The organism is Methylorubrum rhodesianum (assembly GCF_014199985.1).
In the GTDB taxonomy this organism is placed as follows: domain Bacteria; phylum Pseudomonadota; class Alphaproteobacteria; order Rhizobiales; family Beijerinckiaceae; genus Methylobacterium; species Methylobacterium rhodesianum.
In genome coordinates, this window is sequence record NZ_JACHOS010000001.1 from 1 (window position 1) to 16,719 (window position 16,719).

Annotated in this window: 16 protein-coding genes and 2 tRNA genes; 5 read left to right on the top strand and 13 right to left on the bottom strand. The window is 68.6% G+C overall.

Features of this window, described 5'->3' with window-relative positions:
* Positions 1–120: 120 nt before the first annotated feature.
* Positions 121–197, top strand: a tRNA-Met gene (locus HNR01_RS00005).
* Between the two features lie 200 nt (positions 198–397).
* Here HNR01_RS00005 and HNR01_RS00010 read toward each other — a convergent pair.
* From HNR01_RS00010 to HNR01_RS00035, 6 genes are all read right to left on the bottom strand, one after another.
* Positions 398–1,492 (bottom strand): sulfate/molybdate ABC transporter ATP-binding protein, encoded by a 1,095-nt coding sequence (locus HNR01_RS00010; protein ID WP_017482592.1) that lies wholly within the window; start codon positions 1,490–1,492, stop codon positions 398–400.
* A complete protein-coding gene (gene cysW / locus HNR01_RS00015; protein WP_183665885.1) occupies positions 1,461–2,360 on the bottom strand; it encodes a sulfate ABC transporter permease subunit CysW in 900 nt (299 codons plus the stop codon). The genes HNR01_RS00010 and cysW overlap by 32 nt, the downstream gene beginning before the upstream one ends.
* Positions 2,353–3,207 (bottom strand): sulfate ABC transporter permease subunit CysT, encoded by an 855-nt coding sequence (gene cysT / locus HNR01_RS00020; RefSeq protein WP_017482594.1) that lies wholly within the window; start codon positions 3,205–3,207, stop codon positions 2,353–2,355. The genes cysW and cysT overlap by 8 nt, the downstream gene beginning before the upstream one ends.
* A 4-nt stretch (positions 3,208–3,211) precedes the next feature.
* The gene (locus tag HNR01_RS00025; RefSeq protein ID WP_183666371.1) at positions 3,212–4,279 is read right to left on the bottom strand and encodes a sulfate ABC transporter substrate-binding protein; all 1,068 of its coding nucleotides are present in this window, start codon (positions 4,277–4,279) and stop codon (positions 3,212–3,214) included.
* A gap of 230 nt (positions 4,280–4,509) precedes the next feature.
* Positions 4,510–4,656 carry a hypothetical protein gene (locus HNR01_RS00030; RefSeq protein ID WP_017482596.1) on the bottom strand — a complete coding sequence of 49 codons (147 nt, stop codon included), beginning with the start codon at positions 4,654–4,656 and terminating at the stop codon, positions 4,510–4,512.
* Positions 4,657–5,449: 793 nt separating this feature from the next.
* Positions 5,450–5,656 carry a hypothetical protein gene (locus HNR01_RS00035; RefSeq protein ID WP_017482599.1) on the bottom strand — a complete coding sequence of 69 codons (207 nt, stop codon included), beginning with the start codon at positions 5,654–5,656 and terminating at the stop codon, positions 5,450–5,452.
* 151 nt (positions 5,657–5,807) lie between these two features.
* Between HNR01_RS00035 and HNR01_RS00040 the strand changes: the two genes are divergently transcribed.
* On the top strand, positions 5,808–6,227 hold the full coding sequence (locus HNR01_RS00040) for a cupin domain-containing protein (RefSeq protein WP_183665887.1): 420 nt from the start codon (positions 5,808–5,810) through the stop codon (positions 6,225–6,227).
* Between the two features lie 3 nt (positions 6,228–6,230).
* Here HNR01_RS00040 and HNR01_RS00045 read toward each other — a convergent pair whose 3' ends face one another.
* From HNR01_RS00045 to HNR01_RS00055, 3 genes are all read right to left on the bottom strand, one after another.
* Complete coding sequence (locus HNR01_RS00045) at positions 6,231–6,869, bottom strand: cyclic nucleotide-binding domain-containing protein (protein ID WP_183665888.1); 639 nt, start codon at positions 6,867–6,869, stop codon at positions 6,231–6,233.
* A gap of 123 nt (positions 6,870–6,992) precedes the next feature.
* Positions 6,993–8,339 (bottom strand): flavin monoamine oxidase family protein, encoded by a 1,347-nt coding sequence (locus HNR01_RS00050; RefSeq protein ID WP_183665890.1) that lies wholly within the window; start codon positions 8,337–8,339, stop codon positions 6,993–6,995.
* 86 nt (positions 8,340–8,425) lie between these two features.
* Positions 8,426–9,379, bottom strand: a complete 954-nt coding sequence (locus HNR01_RS00055; protein WP_183665892.1) for a Kelch repeat-containing protein — start codon at positions 9,377–9,379, stop codon at positions 8,426–8,428.
* A 163-nt stretch (positions 9,380–9,542) separates the two neighbouring features.
* On the opposite strand from HNR01_RS00055, the gene HNR01_RS00060 reads away from it, so the two are divergent.
* Positions 9,543–10,268, top strand: a complete 726-nt coding sequence (locus HNR01_RS00060) for a sulfate transporter family protein (RefSeq protein ID WP_153876301.1) — start codon at positions 9,543–9,545, stop codon at positions 10,266–10,268.
* Between the two features lie 274 nt (positions 10,269–10,542).
* The gene (locus HNR01_RS00065; protein ID WP_183665894.1) at positions 10,543–10,797 is read left to right on the top strand and encodes a hypothetical protein; all 255 of its coding nucleotides are present in this window, start codon (positions 10,543–10,545) and stop codon (positions 10,795–10,797) included.
* 431 nt (positions 10,798–11,228) lie between these two features.
* Here the strand turns inward: HNR01_RS00065 and HNR01_RS00070 are convergent, their stop codons facing one another.
* The 3 genes from HNR01_RS00070 to HNR01_RS00080 all read right to left on the bottom strand — a co-directional run bounded on the left by HNR01_RS00070 (position 11,229) and on the right by HNR01_RS00080 (position 15,120).
* A complete protein-coding gene (locus tag HNR01_RS00070) occupies positions 11,229–12,881 on the bottom strand; it encodes an ABC transporter permease (RefSeq protein ID WP_183665896.1) in 1,653 nt (550 codons plus the stop codon).
* A gap of 77 nt (positions 12,882–12,958) precedes the next feature.
* Positions 12,959–13,984 (bottom strand): extracellular solute-binding protein, encoded by a 1,026-nt coding sequence (locus tag HNR01_RS00075; protein WP_183665898.1) that lies wholly within the window; start codon positions 13,982–13,984, stop codon positions 12,959–12,961.
* A gap of 98 nt (positions 13,985–14,082) precedes the next feature.
* Positions 14,083–15,120 (bottom strand): ABC transporter ATP-binding protein, encoded by a 1,038-nt coding sequence (locus HNR01_RS00080; protein ID WP_183666373.1) that lies wholly within the window; start codon positions 15,118–15,120, stop codon positions 14,083–14,085.
* A gap of 277 nt (positions 15,121–15,397) precedes the next feature.
* Here HNR01_RS00080 and HNR01_RS00085 point away from each other — a divergent pair.
* Positions 15,398–15,471 (top strand) — tRNA-Gly (locus tag HNR01_RS00085).
* A 63-nt stretch (positions 15,472–15,534) separates the two neighbouring features.
* Here the strand turns inward: HNR01_RS00085 and HNR01_RS00090 are convergent.
* Positions 15,535–16,665 carry an FAD-dependent monooxygenase gene (locus tag HNR01_RS00090; protein ID WP_183665900.1) on the bottom strand — a complete coding sequence of 377 codons (1,131 nt, stop codon included), beginning with the start codon at positions 16,663–16,665 and terminating at the stop codon, positions 15,535–15,537.
* Between the last annotated feature and the right edge of the window lie 54 nt (positions 16,666–16,719).

Genomic DNA, 16,719 nt, shown 5'->3' on the forward strand with positions numbered 1-16,719 from the left:
ACTCGGCCGTCAAACGCACCAGCGCCCATGGTACTGTGTCTCAAGACACGGGAGAGTCGGTCGCCGCCAGGCCTGCCCAGCACAAGAGACCCCCCCATTCCCTCATACGCAGCGCTTCGGCGCGGGGTGGAGCAGCCCGGTAGCTCGTCAGGCTCATAACCTGAAGGTCGCTGGTTCAAATCCAGCCCCCGCAACCAACATCACCACACCATCACGGAACACGACAGCCCGCCGGCTCGCGCCGCGCGGGCCTTTTGACGTTCCACGCCGCACCACCAGAGCCGCCCGCCGCCCATGGATCGGGCCGCCGGGCCAATGAGGGGAGGGGGGATGCGAGGCACTACGTGGTTGCGGGTCTGGTACGCCGGAGAGCGTCGGCTCTCCGGCGGCTGACCTATTACGGAAACACGTGTCCGCCGACGATCCGCAGGCCGACCTCCCGGCCGGCGGCGAGACGCGCCGTATCCGCGGCTTCGACCACCACGACCTTCGCGCCCGGCCGGTCGACCTCAATCCGCTGGCGTCCCTGCGTGCGATACGAGGAGCGAACCGTACCGGTCAGGTGCGCCTCACCGGCCTCGGCGAATTGCAGCTGCCAGGGCCGGGCATAGAGCTTGACCGGTCCAACCAGATGGGCCGGCGCCTTGAGCGGCGTCGGGCGGCCGTTGACCAGAACCTGGCCGTTCTGGGCGATCGCCTCGACCTCGATCGTATCCCCCAAAAATTTCAGCACCGTCGGCGAGACCGGGTTCTCCTGCACCTCGTCCGGCGTGCCGACCTGCTCCAGACGGCCGCGGTCGAGCACCGCCACGCGATCCGAGAGTTCGAGCGCCTCGTCCTGGTCGTGGGTGACGAAAATCGTGGTCTGGCCGGTTCGGTCGTGGATCTCCCGCAGCCAGCGGCGCAGATCCTTTCGGACTTGTGCGTCGAGCGCGCCGAAGGGTTCGTCGAGCAGAAGGACGCGGGGCTCGACCGCGAGTGCGCGGGCCAGCGCGATGCGCTGGCGCTGGCCGCCGGAGAGCTGGCTCGGATAGCGGTCGGCGAAGCCCGACAGCTTGATCAGGTCGAGCAGGTTGCCGACGCGGCGCTTGATCTCGGCCTTGTCCGGACGCTCCGAGCGCTTCCGGGCATTGAGCCCATAGGCGATATTCTGCGCCACCGTCATGTGCTTGAACAGCGCGTAGTGCTGGAAGACGAAGCCGACGGCCCGCCGCTGCACCGGCACCTGCGTGGCGTCGTCACCGCCGAAGATGATCCGGCCGCGATCGGGAAAGTCGAGTCCGGCGATGATGCGCAGGAGCGTGGTCTTGCCCGAGCCCGAGGGGCCGAGCAGCGCCAGCAACTCGCCGGCCCGCACGTCGAGGGTGAAGTCGTGCAGCACCGCGGCCGTGTCGAAGGTCTTCGAGACATCCTCGATGCGGATCGCGGTGGCTTTCCCGGTCCCCCGGCTCAGCGGGTCGTCAATGGCGCCGTGCCCCCGCCGCGAGGTCATCGGCGTAGCGCCACTCGAGGACGGATTTGACGGCGAGGGTGACAAGAGCGAGCCCGGCAAGGAGAGAGGCGACGGCGAACGCGGCAACGAAGTTGTACTCATTGTAGAGAATCTCCACGTGCAGCGGCAGCGTGTTGGTGAGACCGCGGATATGGCCGGAGACGACCGAGACCGCGCCGAACTCGCCCATCGCGCGGGCGTTGCAGAGCAGGACGCTGTAGAGCAGGCCCCAGCGGATATTGGGTAACGTCACCGTCCGGAAGGCGTGCCATCCCGAGGCGCCGAGGGTGAGGGCCGCCTCCTCCTCCGCCGTGCCCTGCTCCTGCATCAGGGGGATGAGCTGGCGGGCGACGAAGGGGAAGGTGACGAAGATCGTCGCGAGCACGATGCCGGGCACCGCGAAGATGATCTGGATGTCGTGCTCGACGAGGAAGGGGCCGAACAGGCCTCGCGAGCCGAAGACCAGCACGTAGATCAATCCCGACACCACCGGCGACACCGAGAAGGGAAGGTCGATCAGCGTGACGAGCAGGTTCTTGCCGCGGAATTCAAACTTGGCGATGGCCCAGGAGGCCGCAACCCCGAAGACGAGGTTGAACGGCACGGCGATCGCCGCGACCAAGAGGGTCAGCCGGATCGCGGCCTGCGCGTCGGGCTCAGCGAAGGCGGTGAAATAGGCGCCCCAGCCCTTGGCGAGCGCCTGCGCGAACACCGTGAGCAGCGGCAGGACGAGGAAGAGCCCGAGGAAGGCCAGTGCCACCGCGATCAGCAGCCAGCGCACCACGCGCCGCTCGGTGACGACGCTGGCGGGTAATCGCACCGCCTCGGTCGGCGGCGACAGCGGGCCTTGTGTCAGCGCCTCAGACATAGCCGAACCTCCGCCGGCTCCACGCCTGTATCAGGTTGATTGCAAGCAGTGTGACGAAGGAGATCGCCAGCATGATCACGGCGATGGCGCTCGCGCCCGCATAGTCGAACTCCGAGAGTTTGATGACGATGAGCAGCGGCGCGATCTCGGAGACGTAGGGCAGGTTGCCGGCGATGAAGATGATCGAGCCGTATTCGCCGACGCCGCGGGCGAAGGCGAGGGCAAAGCCGGTCAGCACCGCCGGGATCAGCGGCGGCAGCACCACCCGCGTCAGCGTGGTGATCCGCGAGGCGCCGAGGATGGCGGAGGCTTCCTCGACCTCCTTGTCGATTTCGGCGATCAGCGGCTGCACCGTGCGCACGGCAAAGGGCAGGCCGATGAACACCATGGCGATGAAGATGCCGACCGGTGTGTAGGCCGCCTCGATGCCGATTCTGGCGAGCTGCGCTCCGACCAATCCGTTGGGCGCGTAGAGCGAGGCGAGCGCGATACCGGCGACCGCCGTCGGCAGGGCGAAGGGTAGATCGACCACCGCGTCGGCGAGCTTGCGGCCGGGGAAGTCGTAACGGGTCAGAACCCAGGCGACGATGCCGCCGAACACCGAGGCGGTGAGGGCGGCGAGGAGCGATACGCCGAAGCTCACGCGCAGCGCGCTGGCCACGCGCGGGTCGGTCGCGACCTCCCAGATCCCTGAGAGGCCGAGGCCCGACGCTTTCACCACGAGGGCTGCGAGCGGCAACAGGACGATGAGGCCGAGGCAGGTCAGCGTGTAGCCGAAGGTGATCCCGAAACCGGGGATCACGCTTCGCTGGCGGAAACGCCGCCGGGGTTTCAGGGTCTCGACCATGCGGTCAACGCCCGGCCTTGCTCAATTGATCGAACAGGCCGCCATTGTCGAAATTCGCCTTCTGGATATCGTCCCAGGAGCCCTGAAGATCCTCGATCTTGAACAGCTTGATCTCGGGCAACTGCGCCAGGTCCTCGGGCTTCGCCGCCTCGCGCTTGATCGGGCGATAATGGTGCTTGGCGAAGATCGCCTGCGCCTTGTCGCTGTAGAGGAACTGGAGGTAGGCCTCCGCCTGCTTGCGGGTGCCCTTCTTATCGACATTGGCCTCGACCAGGGCGACCGGCGGCTCGGCGTAGATCGAGGTCGGCGGCACGACGATGTCGAACTTGTCCTTGCCGAACTCCTCCAGCACGAGGAAGGCCTCGTTCTCCCATGTCGGCAGCACGTCGCCGAGGCCGCGCTGAGCGAAGGTCACGGTCGAGCCGCGCGCGCCGGTGTCGAGCACGGGCACGTTCTTGTAGAGCGAGCCGACGAAGGCGTTGGCCTTCTCCTTGTCCCGGCCGTCCCGCTCGTACGCGTAGCCCCAGGCGGCGAGGAAATTCCAGCGCCCGCCGGCCGAAGTCTTCGGGTTCGGGGTGATGACCTTCACGTCGGGCTTGGCCAGGTCGTTCCAGTCCTTCACGCCCTTGGGGTTGCCCTTGCGGACGAGGAACACGACGGTTGAGGTGTAGGGAAGGCCCTCGTTCGGAAGCTTGGTGCGCCAGTCCGCCGGGATCTTCTTGGAGAGATTGGCGATGGCGTCGATGTCGGAGGGGATGCCGAGGGTCACGACATCGGCCGGGATCCCATCGATGACCGTGCGGGCCTGCGCCCCGGAGCCGCCATGAGCGGCGCGCACGGTGATCGTCTCGCCGGACTTGGCCTTCCATTCCTCGGAGAAGGCCGCGTTGATCTCGCGGTAGAGCTCGCGCGTCGGATCGTAGGAAACGTTGAGGATTTCGCTCTGCGCCCTGGCGCCGCCGGCGGAGGCGAGGCAAGCGGCCATGGCGATGCCGAGAAGGGCTGCGCGCCGACGAGCTGCCGCACCAAGTTTGACTGGATGTCCGTCGTACACGTCGTCTCGCCTCCACATCACGGGCGCGCCCCCGTCCGTGGAAGGAAGTGTTCGTTTTAAAGAACGATGTCAAGGCGAAGCGCAGGCTGCCGAATCAGCCGAACCTCTTCATTTATGCGTTTTGCATGGGAATTTGCAATAATTTTCTTCGTTGGATGCATGATAGAGAACGAATGCCCAAGACCTGGCCGTTCTATAGAACGAACGTTTTGTGCAAGTGCGCGGACCCGGCAGTCCGAATCGAAACGTCAGGCCGAGACCCATTCGACGGCCAGCCAGACGCCGTGAGCGACGATGAGCCACCACGTCAGGGTGACCACCAGGGCACCGAGCAGGCCGAGCACGGCAAAGCGGCGCCGGATCGGGCGCAGGAGGATTTCGAGAACGCTCTTCATCGAACGCCTTTGCAGATTTTACGGGCGCTCCGGGCTCGGAGGTCACGACCGCTGCGGCGCTTCGGCCGTGACGGCGTGCCATCTCGAAACGTTCGGTGCCGCCTTGGACGGTCCTGGTCGCGTGGTGGCAAGCGACAGGCCAAGGTTGCAGCCGCGCCGCCGTCTCGGGCGTCCGTTCCGCAGTGGGACCGGCGGGAAGGGCTTCGGATTTGCAACATGCCCGACGGCGTCCCGATTTCGGACGATCTGCTTTGGCCCCGTGAAAGCTTTTGGAAATGTCGCTCCCGACCCCCGCGGACACTGTTCTGAGCCCCGACGCGAGGCCGATCCTGTTCGGGTTGTTCGCCGACGGGTCCGGCGAGGCACGCTTCGTCGGCCTCGATAGTGCGCCGTTCGGCGAGTTTCGCTCCCTGTCCGAACGGCCTCGCTTCTCGGCCTCGAGCGACTGGTACGGCCGCTGGGCGGTGCCGCCCCTGCACGGCACTCTGACATCGGTCGCGAAGCGGGATGATCGCGGCGTATGTCCGGAGGACATCGTGATTCTGCGACCGCATCGCCGGACCCGGCCTTGCTGAAACAGTCGCATTGCGGCTTATCCGCGAGTGTCCCCGTCACGCTATGCCCGGCCGGCGGCATCGCTTAAGCTCGCGCGATGGACAACCATGAGCTACGCGAATCGCGAGCCGCCCTCATCCTGATGGCCGTTGCGGTGCTCGCCGTGCTGCTGTTCGGAGCCGTGACACTGATCCTGCAGGCGGCGGGATGACCTCGTGAACCGCCGTCGCGGCGCTGGCTATTCCGACAGGGCCCGAAGCTGCTGGTCGAGCGCTTCGAGGGCGCGGGCCTGATCCGGCTCGGGCTCGGGGCCGCTGACATAGGCGAGCGTCACCCGGGCGATGCGCAGAGCCGTCGCGAGATCGCGGCCTTCGCGCTGTGCCTGCTCGATCACGGCGGCGACGTCCGCCATGACCTGGGCGTTTCCCTCATATCCCCGCATCATCTCAGGGTCATCGATGTCCGGGCCGCGGTCCGTACGGCACCGCGTTCCCTAACATTTCCGGCCCATTGATGAAACGCGCGGGCCGCCGGCCCCTGTGCATCGGTCTGCGGTGCAGGCATAGTTCCAGCTCTATGAATCGGAGCACGGGCGCATGAGCGAGGAGCAAGCGGCCGGCTACGCCGTTTTCGATGTCGCCGAGAGCCTGCGCCGCCTTCCTGAAACGGCGTCGACGCTGGTCGTCGATCACCGCTTCACCGACGACGAGACGGCCAGCGCACGGATCTTCAGGGTCTACCGGCCAACGCCGCCGCACTACCACACGACGTGCGACGAGTATCTCTACGCCCTCTCCGGCCGCTGCCGGATGCAGTTCGGCGATGCGTCGCCGGTCGAGGTCGGGCCGGGGGCGCTCGTGTTCTTCAAGCGCGGCGTGGTGCATTCGGTGTCGGAGATCCTGGAGGAGCCGGTGGTGTTCCTCTCGGTCGACACGCCGCGGCGAGGCCCGCGCGACATCCAGTTCGTGGACGCCGGCACGGGCACGCCGGACAGTTTCATGCAGCAGACGGATTGAGGCTCACAGCACGTCGCTGCCGGCCGGTGCGGTGTGTCGTGCCGTTCCGGCGGCTTCGGCGGCGCTCTGGAACAGGCGCTCGCTCGTCAGCTTCAGGAAGTAGAAGCCGAATTCCGGGTTCTGATAGTAGAGCTGCTTGACCTCGGAATAGGACAGGCAGCGGGCCGAGCCCGCCTCGACGCAGGCGAGCGACCCGGTCCGGCGGTTCCCGGGCGAGAGCATGCCGAGTTCGCCGACGATCTGACCCGGTCTGACGTCGAGGCCTTGCTCGGCGATGCGGAAGCGCCCGCTCTCGATCAGGTACATCTCGTGGGCCGGGTCGCCCTTGAGGAACAGCACCTCGCCGGCTCGGAAGCGGCGCGAGGTCCCGAAGGATTTCAGCCAGTCCAGGGGCAGGTCGCCCGAGGCGGCCTTCTCCGTGTCGCGCACGAGCCTGATCATCTCGTAGAGGCGCCACGCGTTGAAAGGGATCTGGATCGCCTCCGTGAGCATCACCGGGACGCTGCCGATCAGGAAGCCGTAGGTGATGACGGCGCAGCTCGCGCACAGGGCCACGATGCGCAGCGGGATCATCGTGCCCATCGCCGTGGAGGCGACGGTGAGCGCCGTCCCGAGATAGCCGATCGCCTCGACCCAGTTCATGGTGTTGCCCCGCTTGCGGCCGGTCCTCGCTCCGGCGGGCGCTCCTGCGCCTATCGCCTCGGCGGTTCGCCCATCCGAGCGGGGGATGCAAGGGTATGCCGCAGGATCCCGGTGCGGCCGCGCTCAGCCGCTCGCGCGTCGATCCGACCGTTCAGAGGCATCGACAAAGGGAGCGGCAAGGATCTCGGCAACGCGGTCTGCAGCGCCGAGACCTTCCTCATAGGCGCCGCCCGCGGTGCCCCACTGCGCACGGGAATTGGCCTCGCCCGCAAACCAGATTCGCTCGCCCACCGGCTCTTGAAGCGTCGTCCGGGCGGCTGCGTGACCGGGGGGAACCACGGCCCAGGACCCCCGGGACCAGGGATCGTGCCGCCACGCGGTGACCGCCGGGATCGCGAGGTCACGAAGGGACCTGCGGCCGAAATGCTCGGCCAGCACCGCGCGCGCAAGGCGCCGCGCCCCGTCGGCCCCGGCCCCAGTCGCGTCGAGCGCGCGGGCGGAGGCCGTGTCCAGTTCGAAGTAATGGAAGGGGGTGCCGTCGATCCGGGTCAGCATCCCCGGCGGCTTGTGACGTCCGCCGACCACGCTGGCGAGTCGGTCGCGGCCGCGAAAAGGGGCGGAGGGCCAGTGCAGGACGACGTGCTCGTAGATTCCCGCGAGGAAGCCGCCGATGGCGTCGCGCGGGCGCCCGGGAAGGGGCGGATCGAAGCGGAACGCCGCCTGGAGCACGGGAACCGGAATGGTGACGATGGCGGCCCGCGCCGCGATTCGCCCGCCATCGGCGAGCTGCACCCGCACACCCGGCCCCGACCAATCGAGACCGCTCACCGGGCAGCCGAGGCGGATCGGCAAGCCGAGCGCCAGTCGCGACAGGTAGGCGCCATAGCCGCCCGCGATAAAGAAGTTGTCGCCGTATTCCAGGCTCGGCCAGTCGTGGAGCGAAACCTCGTCGAGCGGCCGGCCTGAGACCAGGCCGTGAACGAGGGCGATGCGCTCACCCCAGGGCCCGAGATGGCGTGGCAGGGCGCGGCCGGCCGGTCCGTCCTCGCTTCGGCCGGCCGCCCGCGTGATCGCCCGGTCGGCGACGTCGAAGGCACGGGAGAAGGCAGCCTCCTCGTCCGGCCGCCCTCGACGCTGTCCGATCCAGAGGTGCTCGTGCTGCGCGGCGCGCCGCAGCAGTTCGCCGCGCGCTTTGCCGAGAGCGACGAGGGGATTGATCGGGCCGGCATGCAGCCAGTGCGCGCCGAGATCGACCGCATGACCGCGCAGCCGTGTCGTCATCGCCCGTCCACCGACCCGGTCGCGGGCTTCGAGAACCGCGACGGACAGGCCGCGCTCGATCAGCCGGCGGGCCGAAGCGATGCCGGCGGCGCCCGCGCCGATCACGATCACGTCGGGCGAGGTGGGCAGCGAAGCGAGCCGCGGCGCGACGGTCGAGCGGAAGCGGGCGTGCTCGGGAACGAGGAGCATGGTTTCGATGCGGATCCAGGAGGGCAGCGGCCCTCATGTCGTCCGCAGGCCCGGTCGCGGCAAGCACCCCGCCCGAGGGCGACCGCTCACCGGGCCGGTGCGGCGCCGTTCGGATCCAGGACCTCGACCGTGCCGGAACGGTCGCCGCCGGGCCGCGGACTCCCGGTCAGAGTGTAGATGCGGCCCTTGTAGGTCACGGCGCCGAAGCCGTGGCGCGCCGTGGGCAGCCGTGCCAGCGCGCGCCAGAGATTGGCCGGCAGGTCGTAGGCCTCGACCTCGTCATAGGTCCTGCGGTTCGACTCCCCGCCGATGACGAACACTTCGCGGCCGAGTACGGCGGAGGCGACGCCGCTGCGGGCGGTCGGCAGGGGGGCGGCCTCGCTCCAGGCGTCACGCTCGGGATCGTAGACCTGATTGGCCGAGAGGTTCTTGCCCGAATCGCCGTCGATCCGGCCTCCGCTGGCAACGATGCGGCCCTCCACTGCCTGCACCGCGAGATGGTCGCGCGGCGTCGGCAGGTCGGCTGCCTTGCTCCAGGTATCGCCGGCCGGATCGTAGACCTCGTGGGTGCGCACGTTGCCGCGCCCCGACCCGCTGCCGCCGACGACGTGGATCTTGTCGTTGATCAGGGCCGCACCGCCCGCGGCCCGCGGGGTCGGCATCGGCGCGCGGGGCTGCCAGGCGTTCGATTTCGGATCGTAGGCCCAGACCTTGTCGCTGGCGTCCCAGCCGTTGACGTAGCCGCCGAAGACGTAGATCCGCCCGCCCGTCTCGGCCGCCATGGTGTGGTGGACGGGGTAGGGGAACGGCGCGCCCTTGCTCCAGGAATCGGCGGCGAGATCGTAGATCAGCAGATCGGTCGCGCCGTTGTAGTCGCCGATGACGTAGGCCTTGCCGTCGAGCGCCGCGACCGCCACCTCGGAGCGCTCGGCCGGGGCGGAGCTGGCGCCGGCCCAGGCCCCGACCTCATGGGCGGCGGCGGGCGCCGCAGCAAGCAGGGCCGCGAGGAGTGGCAGGCGGGGGAGAAGCAGGCGTGCCATGCGCGGGGCTCCGGCAGATCGTGACGCCGGGGCAACGCGTCAATCGCTCTCAAGAGCCCGCCTTCGTCAGGATTCTCTCCGAAGCGACACTTGCGCGGCGGGGGCAGGGCGGCGAAAACCCGGCCCGGGCGGGTGCACATCATCGGAAGGACTGAAGGGCACGATGCTCATCAAGGCCGCCGCCGCAGCCCTGCGGCAGGTATTCTCGCCCGCCCTGCGCGGTATCCTGTTCAAGTCGCTGGCACTCACCATCGGGCTTCTGGTGGTGGCCTGGTTCGGTCTGACGCGCCTGATCCAGGCGTTCCAGGCCAGCCATCACATCTCGGCCGACTACCCGTTCTTCGACACGCTCGCCTTCTTCCTGGCCGGCGCCGGGCTGTTCGTGGCCCTGGCCTACATCATGCCCGCGGTCTCGATCCTCGTGGCGGGATTCTTCCTCGACGACGTCGCCGAGGTGGTCGAGCGCAGCGACTTCCCCGCCGACGCGCCGGGGCGCGCCTTGCCCTGGGGGCAGGCGCTCGGCTCGGCACTGCGCTTTGCGGGCCTGGCGCTGATCGTGAATCTCGTCGCGTTGATCCTCGTCTTCGTGCCGGGGGTAAACCTGTTCGCCTTCTTCGGCGCCAACGCCTACCTGCTCGGACGTGAGTACTTCGAACTCGCCGCCGGCCGGTTCCGGCCGCTGCCGGAGGCGCGGGCGATGCGCGAGCATTACGGGTTCACGGTGATCGCCGCTGGCTGCCTACTCGCAGGCCTGATGATCGTGCCGATCGTCAACCTCGTCACCCCGCTTTTCGGGGTCGCTCTGATGGTCCACCTGCACAAGGGCCTGGAACGCAGGGCGTTGCCCAGCGCGACGGGAAACGACGCTCGCCTGCCGAACCGGCGCTGAACCCCGCCGCGATCACCGCAGCATCGCGACAGACCCAGGCCGAGCCTCGACCCGGCCGAACCGCGTCCGCGCCGGGGCGCGGGCCCATTCGCCGTGCCGAGACGTCAGCTTGTTGGTGAGCACGTCGACGGGCAAGTCGCGCTTCGAATTTAATCCCTGACGGTGAGTGTGCCTCGGCACGTCATGCTCAATTCGGTTGAAATATATCAGTATAACCAGAGGAGAAAAATGCTCTCCCTAAGGGATTAATCGCAAAGTCGAGAGTGAATAGCACATGAAGACCCATCTCACCGCCGTCGTCGCCGCCATTATCATCGGAGTTGCTGCTCCGGTCTCGTCCGCCATGGCCTTCGAAGGCCGATACGACTGGACTGCGCCCCGTGATGTGAAGGAGACGGGTTCTCTCGGTGTCCACGACAGCCCGATGTACACCGGCTGCCCGATGAGTTCGGCGGCCGAGGGCAACGCCAACCAGCAGAACTTTCCGGTCAAGCAGTACGGCCAGACGTCGGGTGGCTATCGCTGCTGACGTGCGGATGAAGCAAATATGAATGACGTGACGCGCAACGATCTCGAGATATTGTGCAAATTCCGATATCGCGCGGAATTTTATCGGTAGTCAGGCGTCTGTTAGCCTCACATCTTCGCGATTTGGGTCGATCTTCTTCAATTCGACCCATTTTTCCATCCCTTATGATGGAATGGTCGGGCGCTTCCATCGTTGATGGAGGTGCCGGACCTTTCCGGCCTCGTTCCTGTCCCTCGTCCATCCCGGCCCGTCGGCCAGTCCGCCGCGTCGCAGAGTCGATGTGCCCGGGTGGAACTTATCGATCGCAAGGAGTTGACCGCGCATGCAGCTGAAGCCCGTGTCCTACGCGATGATCGCCGTGTTCGCTGGCGGCCTCGTGATGACCGTCGTGGGGACGATGAACGTCCTGCTCGGCGGTATGTAAGAGGCGGTCAGGCGTCCGACCGGCTCTGCCGCGGGGCGGCATCCCGGTCGAGGCGCAGCAGTAGAGCCACGGGGATCAGACCCGTCAGCACGATCAGCAGCGCGCTCGCGGCACCGTCCTCGTAGGTGCCGCGGGCGGCCTCGCCATAGAGGTGGGTGCTCAGGGTCTCGACGTTGAGCGGGCGCAGGAGCAACGTCACCGGCAACTCCTTCGCCATGTCCACGAAGGCGAGCAGAGCCCCACTCAGAACGGCCGGCCATGCGAGCGGAATCTGCACCGCGAGCAGAGTGCCGAAGCGTCCGCGTCCCAGCACCCGTGCCGCGTCGGGAAGGGTCGAGGGGATGCGAGCGAGACCTGCCTCCGTCGCACCGACCGATATGGTCAGGAAGCGGAGTGTGTAGGCGATCACCAGCGCCGCCCCCGTGCCGAGGCCGACGGCCGGTGCCCAGCCAAGCCCGGCATCCGCTAGGCTGGCCAAGCCGTTATCGAGCAGGGCGAGCGGTGCGAGCAGCCCCACGGCCAGCACCGTACCGGGCATCGCGTAACCGAGACCGGCGGCGCGGATCAGCGCCGATCCGCTTCGACGTCCCAGAAGATGCGGGGAGGCGGCCACCAGCAGCCCCATCGCGACCGTCACCAGGGTCGCGATGCTCGCGTAGAACACGGTATTCAGGGCTTGCGCGGCCAACGTCTCCGGCAGCCCCGTTCCCAGCAACCGCTGCCAGGTCGCCCATACGAGATAGCCCGCCGGCAGGCCAAAACCGAGGAGAACGGGGGTGAGGCCGAGCGTGAGCGCGAGGGTTGCCCGCCAGCCCGACAGCCGCCGGCGCGCGGTCGGCCGATCGCGATGGCCCGAACCGGCATAGCCTCTTCCGCCGCGGGCCAGCCGTTCGAGGGCGACGAGACCGACGACGCCGACGAGCATCACCAGGGCGATCTGCGCGGCGCCGGGCAGGTCCGAGCGGTTCACCCAGGTCGCGTAGACCTGGACCGTGAGCGTGCGGACGCCCAGGAACTCGGCCGCGCCGACATCGTTGAGGGCCTCCATCAGCGCCAGGCCGGTGCCGAGAACGATGGCCGGTCGGGCCAGGGGCAGCGCCACCCGGAAGAAGGTTCGCGCCGGCCCGGCACCGAGCATGCGTGCGGCCTCCAGAAGCGTCCCCGCCCGCATCAGGAACAGCGCCCGCGTCGGCAGATAGACGTAGGGATAGAGGACGAAGCCGAGGAGGAGAACGCAGCCGGGCAGCGAGCGCAGATCGGGGAGGGAGAGGTCGCGGGGGCTGCGCAAGCCGAGCAGCGTCCGCAGACCGGTCTGCACCGGTCCGAGGGGGTGCATCAGGTCGAGATAGGCGTAGGCCACCACGTAGGTGGGCACCGCGAGCGGCAGCAGGAGGGCCGCATCGAGGAGACGGCGACCGGGAAAGGCGAAGGCCGAGACGAGCCAAGCCGTTCCGGTGCCGAGCCCGATCACCAGGATTCCCACGCCTGCGAGCAGCAGAAAGGTGTCGCGGATCGCCTGCGGCAGGACGTAGGCCGCGAGATGCGGCCACAACGCGCCGGACCCGTCGGCCGCCGCGACGGCGAGCGAGAGGACCGGCGCCAGGAGAACGGCGGCCAGCATCGCTGACGCCGCATAGAGGAGGCCACGCGCGGGCGTCATCGATGATCCTGCGATCCGTTCCCACGGTGTCCTGGGCGCCGGGCGCGCCGGGAGCGGACCGTGATCTTCGAAAGCGGTCAGTTGTCGAAGCCGACCTTGTCCGCGAGCAGACTCGCCGCCTTGCGGTTGCGGGCGATCTCGACGAGCGGCGTCGTGTCGAAGGTCAGCGGGCCGAGCGCCTGCAGCATCGGATCGACGGCGACGCCGGCTTTGACCGGGTACTCGAAGTCGGTCTTGGCGTAGAGCGCCTGCGCCTCGTCGGAGACGAGGTATTCGAGGAGCTTGACCGCCTCCTCGCGATGCGGCGCGTGCTTGGCGACGACAGCGCCCGACACGTTCACGTGGGTGCCGCCGCCCTCGAAGGTCGGCAGCACGACCTTGATGGCCTCGCCCCATTTCTGCTGGTCCGGCCCGCCGCGGCCCGAGCGCATCAGCCCGACATAGTACGAGTTGGCGAGTCCGATCTCGCAGAGGTCGGCGGCGATGTCGCGCGCCACGTCGCGGTCGCCCCCGGCCGCCTTGCGGGCGAGGTTGGCCTTCACGCCGCGCAGCCAGGTTTCCGTCTTCTCCGCGCCGTGGCGCACGAGGAAGGCCGCGATGAGGGCGGTGTTGTAGGGATGCTGGCCCGACCGGAGGCAGATCTTGCCTCGCCATGTCGGTTCCGCCAGCGATTCGTAGGTCGCGGCATTCAGATCGGAGAGCGCCTTGTCGGCGTAGAGCACCCGGGCGCGCATGGAGAGGGCGAACCAGCGCCCGTCCCCGTCGCGCAGCGGCGCCGGAATGGCCGCTTCGAGGACGGGAGAGCGGACCGGTTGAGCGAGATCGCGGTCGACCAGTTCGATCAGGTTGCCGATATCGACGGTCATGATCACGTCGGCATTGCCGCGGGCACCTTCTGCCGCGACACGCTCGGCCAGGCCCTTCTCGACGAACACCGTGTTGACGGTGACGCCGCTCTTGGCGGTGTAGGCGTCGAGGAGAGGCCGGATCAGGCCCGGTTCGCGGGTCGTGTAGAGGTTGACCTCGGCGCTCTCGGCTTGGCCCACCAGAGCAAAAGCCAGGCTGATCCCCATCAAACAACCGAAGCGCCGCAGCCGCAACATTCTATTCCCCCGAACATCGTTGATGCTCGTTGGGTGTTATAGACGGTCCGGTGGGCCGACAAGCCGGATGATTTATAGTTATTCTAGATAAAATAAGATCACGCGCGCTCGCTCTCGGGAAAGACCAGGATCCCACCTTCCACGAGTCCGAGCTCGACGCTGTCGCCGGTGATCGCATCCTGAGCTGCGGTGAGGCGAAGGGGGGCGTCGAGCCCCGGGACTTCGATGTCGATGCGGCTGCTCGCCCCGGCAAAGCTGCGGCGCAGGACCTGGCCCGGCACGCCCTCGCCCCGTCGCACGATGCGGATCGCTTCGGGCCGCAGGCAGACCTGCACGGCCCCGTCGGGGGCGGAGGAGGGCAGGGGAATCGTTCCCAGCGGCGTCGTCAGACGCCCGCCGGCGGCGATTCCCGCCACTGTCACGACATCGCCGAGCGCCCGCGCGGCGAAGGGGCTCACAGGCGCGCGATACAGAGCCTCGGCGGTGTCGCACTGAATCAATCGTCCCTTCCGCATCAGGGCGATGCGGTCGGCGAACTCCACCGCCTCGGCGGCGTCGTGGGTCACGAGGATGGCGCTGATGCCGTCCTGGCGCAGGACGGCGAGGGTGTCTGCACGAACCCGCTCGCGGGTGCCGGCATCGAGGTTCGAGAACGGTTCGTCGAGGAGCAGCACACGGGGGCGCGGCGCGAGCGCCCGCGCGAGTGCCACCCTCTGAGCCTCTCCGCCGGAGAGCGTTGCCGGATAACTCTCCTCGCGACCCGCCAGCCCGACCTCGGCGAGGCGCTCCAGCGCCACGGCCCGCGCCTGCCTACTCGACAGGTGATTCAGCCCGAACCGGACATTGGCCAGCACGGTGAGATGGGGAAACAGGGCGTAATCCTGGAACATCAGGCCGACGCCGCGGGTGTCCGGAGGCTCGCTGCCGCCCCTTCCCGCGACCCGCCGGCCATCGATGTGGATCTCGCCGGCGTCGGGTGTTTCGAGCCCGGCGACCAGCCGCAGCAGCGTGCTCTTCCCGCATCCGGAATCGCCCAGGACGGCGAGGATCTCACCCGGAAACAGCGACAGCGAGACGTTCTCGAGCGCCGGCGTCCGCCCGTAGCGGCGGCTCACGCCGCTGATCTCGAGGCGCACCGGTGAGGACGCGGAGACGCCGTCATGACCGGTGGCCGGGGCGGGGGCGGGTTTGCGGCGGCGAAACAAGGGCGGCGGATCCGACGAACGGGCCTGAGCCGGGCGGTTCGCCCGGCCGTCCCCCCTCCCTCGCACAGCTTCCGCGCCGGGGCGAGACCCCGCTTCACGCTTCTCAAAGCGGCCGAGGCGTGCTATCGCCCCGGCTGCGTTGCCGCTCACCGCTCCGCCCCGTGCGGAAGGGTCCCGGGAATCCGGTATCCGGTGTGAGGTGCAGTCTGCGGGTGTAGCTCAATGGTAGAGCAGCAGCCTTCCAAGCTGAATACGAGGGTTCGATTCCCTTCACCCGCTCCAACTTCCCTCACCGATCTGTCGCATCTCCGGGCCTGACCTAGGGGCGCCACGCGAAGTCCTCTCTCAGATGACCGGCACGCGAAGCGGATCGTAGGTCGCGCGGAAGGTGCGCGGGCCGACGAGCGGAAGCAGCAGGTTCCTGACCCAGTCCGGCAACCGCGCCGTTCGCGACAGGCGCTCCGTCATCTGCTGGACGTGCTCGACGCGGGGGCGACGCAGGCGCTCGTAATCGGCCGCGACACCGGCCCAATCCCGTCGCTCCGCCAGTAGACGGGCCAGCACCAGGGCATCCTCCAGCGCGAGCGCCGCGCCCTGGGCCCAGACCGGCGCCGTGGCGTGGGCCGCATCGCCCAGCAGGACGACGCGATCGCGTGCCCAGGCCGGGATGCGGACTTCCTCCAGGGGCGAGTGATAGATCGTCTCCGGCCGCGAGAGGGCCGCATCGAGCGTGTCGCGCACGGGGCCGGGGAACGCGGCGAACGCGGCGCGGATCGCTCTCGGATCGGCGCTGTCGGCTCCATCCGTCCCGGCCGAGACCCAGCCATAGGCCTCGCCGCGATCGACCGGGATCAGCAGGAACAGGGCTCCGGCCCCGGCCCACAGGGTCCAGGCCTCGACGCCCGGATTGGGCACCATGAAGCGCCAGCTCTGGCGCGCCAGCATCGCGGCGCCGAGCGCCTGATCGCCGAACAGGCCGCGGCGAACCGTCGAGTGCACGCCGTCGGCACCGACCAGCAGGCCGCCCGATTCCGTCGCGCCATCCTCCAGTTCGACCTGCGCTCCCAGCGCCTCCTGCCGGACGACGGCGATCCCGGCTCCCCGCCGGATGTCGTCCGGCGACAGGTCGCGCTCCAGCAGGCGCAGCAGATCGGCGCGGCGCAGGCAATGGGAGACGGTCTCGCTGCCCCAGAAAGCGGCCTCGTCGACGGCGAAGAGCAGGCGCCCGCGCTCGGTGCGGTACTCGCGACGGCGCACCGGGGAGCCGGTCTCGCGCAGCGCAGCGAGCAGGCCGAGCTGGCGCAGCGCGTTCACCGCGTTGCCGGGCAGGTTGATCGCCAGCCCCGCGTCCCTCTGCACGCCCCGCCGCTCCAGCGTGAGCGACGGGATGCCCCGCTGGTGCAGGGCCCGCCGGAGGGCGAGCCCGGCGATACCGCCGCCCGCGATAAGCACCCGGCCGGCCTGTTGCGTGTCCATGCGGATGCGCCCCCTTCTCATGGGTCGAGGCGGACGTCACCGATCCACCCGGCT

Bases quoted from the DNA above. Each gene is read 5' to 3' on its own strand.
- HNR01_RS00010 (WP_017482592.1), bottom strand. From the start codon at position 1,492: ATGACCTCGCGGCGGGGGCACGGCGCCATTGACGACCCGCTGAGCCGG.
- cysW (WP_183665885.1), bottom strand. From the start codon at position 2,360: ATGTCTGAGGCGCTGACACAAGGCCCGCTGTCGCCGCCGACCGAGGCG.
- cysT (WP_017482594.1), bottom strand. From the start codon at position 3,207: ATGGTCGAGACCCTGAAACCCCGGCGGCGTTTCCGCCAGCGAAGCGTG.
- HNR01_RS00025 (WP_183666371.1), bottom strand. From the start codon at position 4,279: ATGTGGAGGCGAGACGACGTGTACGACGGACATCCAGTCAAACTTGGT.
- HNR01_RS00030 (WP_017482596.1), bottom strand. From the start codon at position 4,656: ATGAAGAGCGTTCTCGAAATCCTCCTGCGCCCGATCCGGCGCCGCTTT.
- HNR01_RS00035 (WP_017482599.1), bottom strand. From the start codon at position 5,656: ATGATGCGGGGATATGAGGGAAACGCCCAGGTCATGGCGGACGTCGCC.
- HNR01_RS00040 (WP_183665887.1), top strand. From the start codon at position 5,808: ATGAGCGAGGAGCAAGCGGCCGGCTACGCCGTTTTCGATGTCGCCGAG.
- HNR01_RS00045 (WP_183665888.1), bottom strand. From the start codon at position 6,869: ATGAACTGGGTCGAGGCGATCGGCTATCTCGGGACGGCGCTCACCGTC.
- HNR01_RS00050 (WP_183665890.1), bottom strand. From the start codon at position 8,339: ATGCTCCTCGTTCCCGAGCACGCCCGCTTCCGCTCGACCGTCGCGCCG.
- HNR01_RS00055 (WP_183665892.1), bottom strand. From the start codon at position 9,379: ATGGCACGCCTGCTTCTCCCCCGCCTGCCACTCCTCGCGGCCCTGCTT.
- HNR01_RS00060 (WP_153876301.1), top strand. From the start codon at position 9,543: ATGCTCATCAAGGCCGCCGCCGCAGCCCTGCGGCAGGTATTCTCGCCC.
- HNR01_RS00065 (WP_183665894.1), top strand. From the start codon at position 10,543: ATGAAGACCCATCTCACCGCCGTCGTCGCCGCCATTATCATCGGAGTT.
- HNR01_RS00070 (WP_183665896.1), bottom strand. From the start codon at position 12,881: ATGACGCCCGCGCGTGGCCTCCTCTATGCGGCGTCAGCGATGCTGGCC.
- HNR01_RS00075 (WP_183665898.1), bottom strand. From the start codon at position 13,984: ATGTTGCGGCTGCGGCGCTTCGGTTGTTTGATGGGGATCAGCCTGGCT.
- HNR01_RS00090 (WP_183665900.1), bottom strand. From the start codon at position 16,665: ATGGACACGCAACAGGCCGGCCGGGTGCTTATCGCGGGCGGCGGTATC.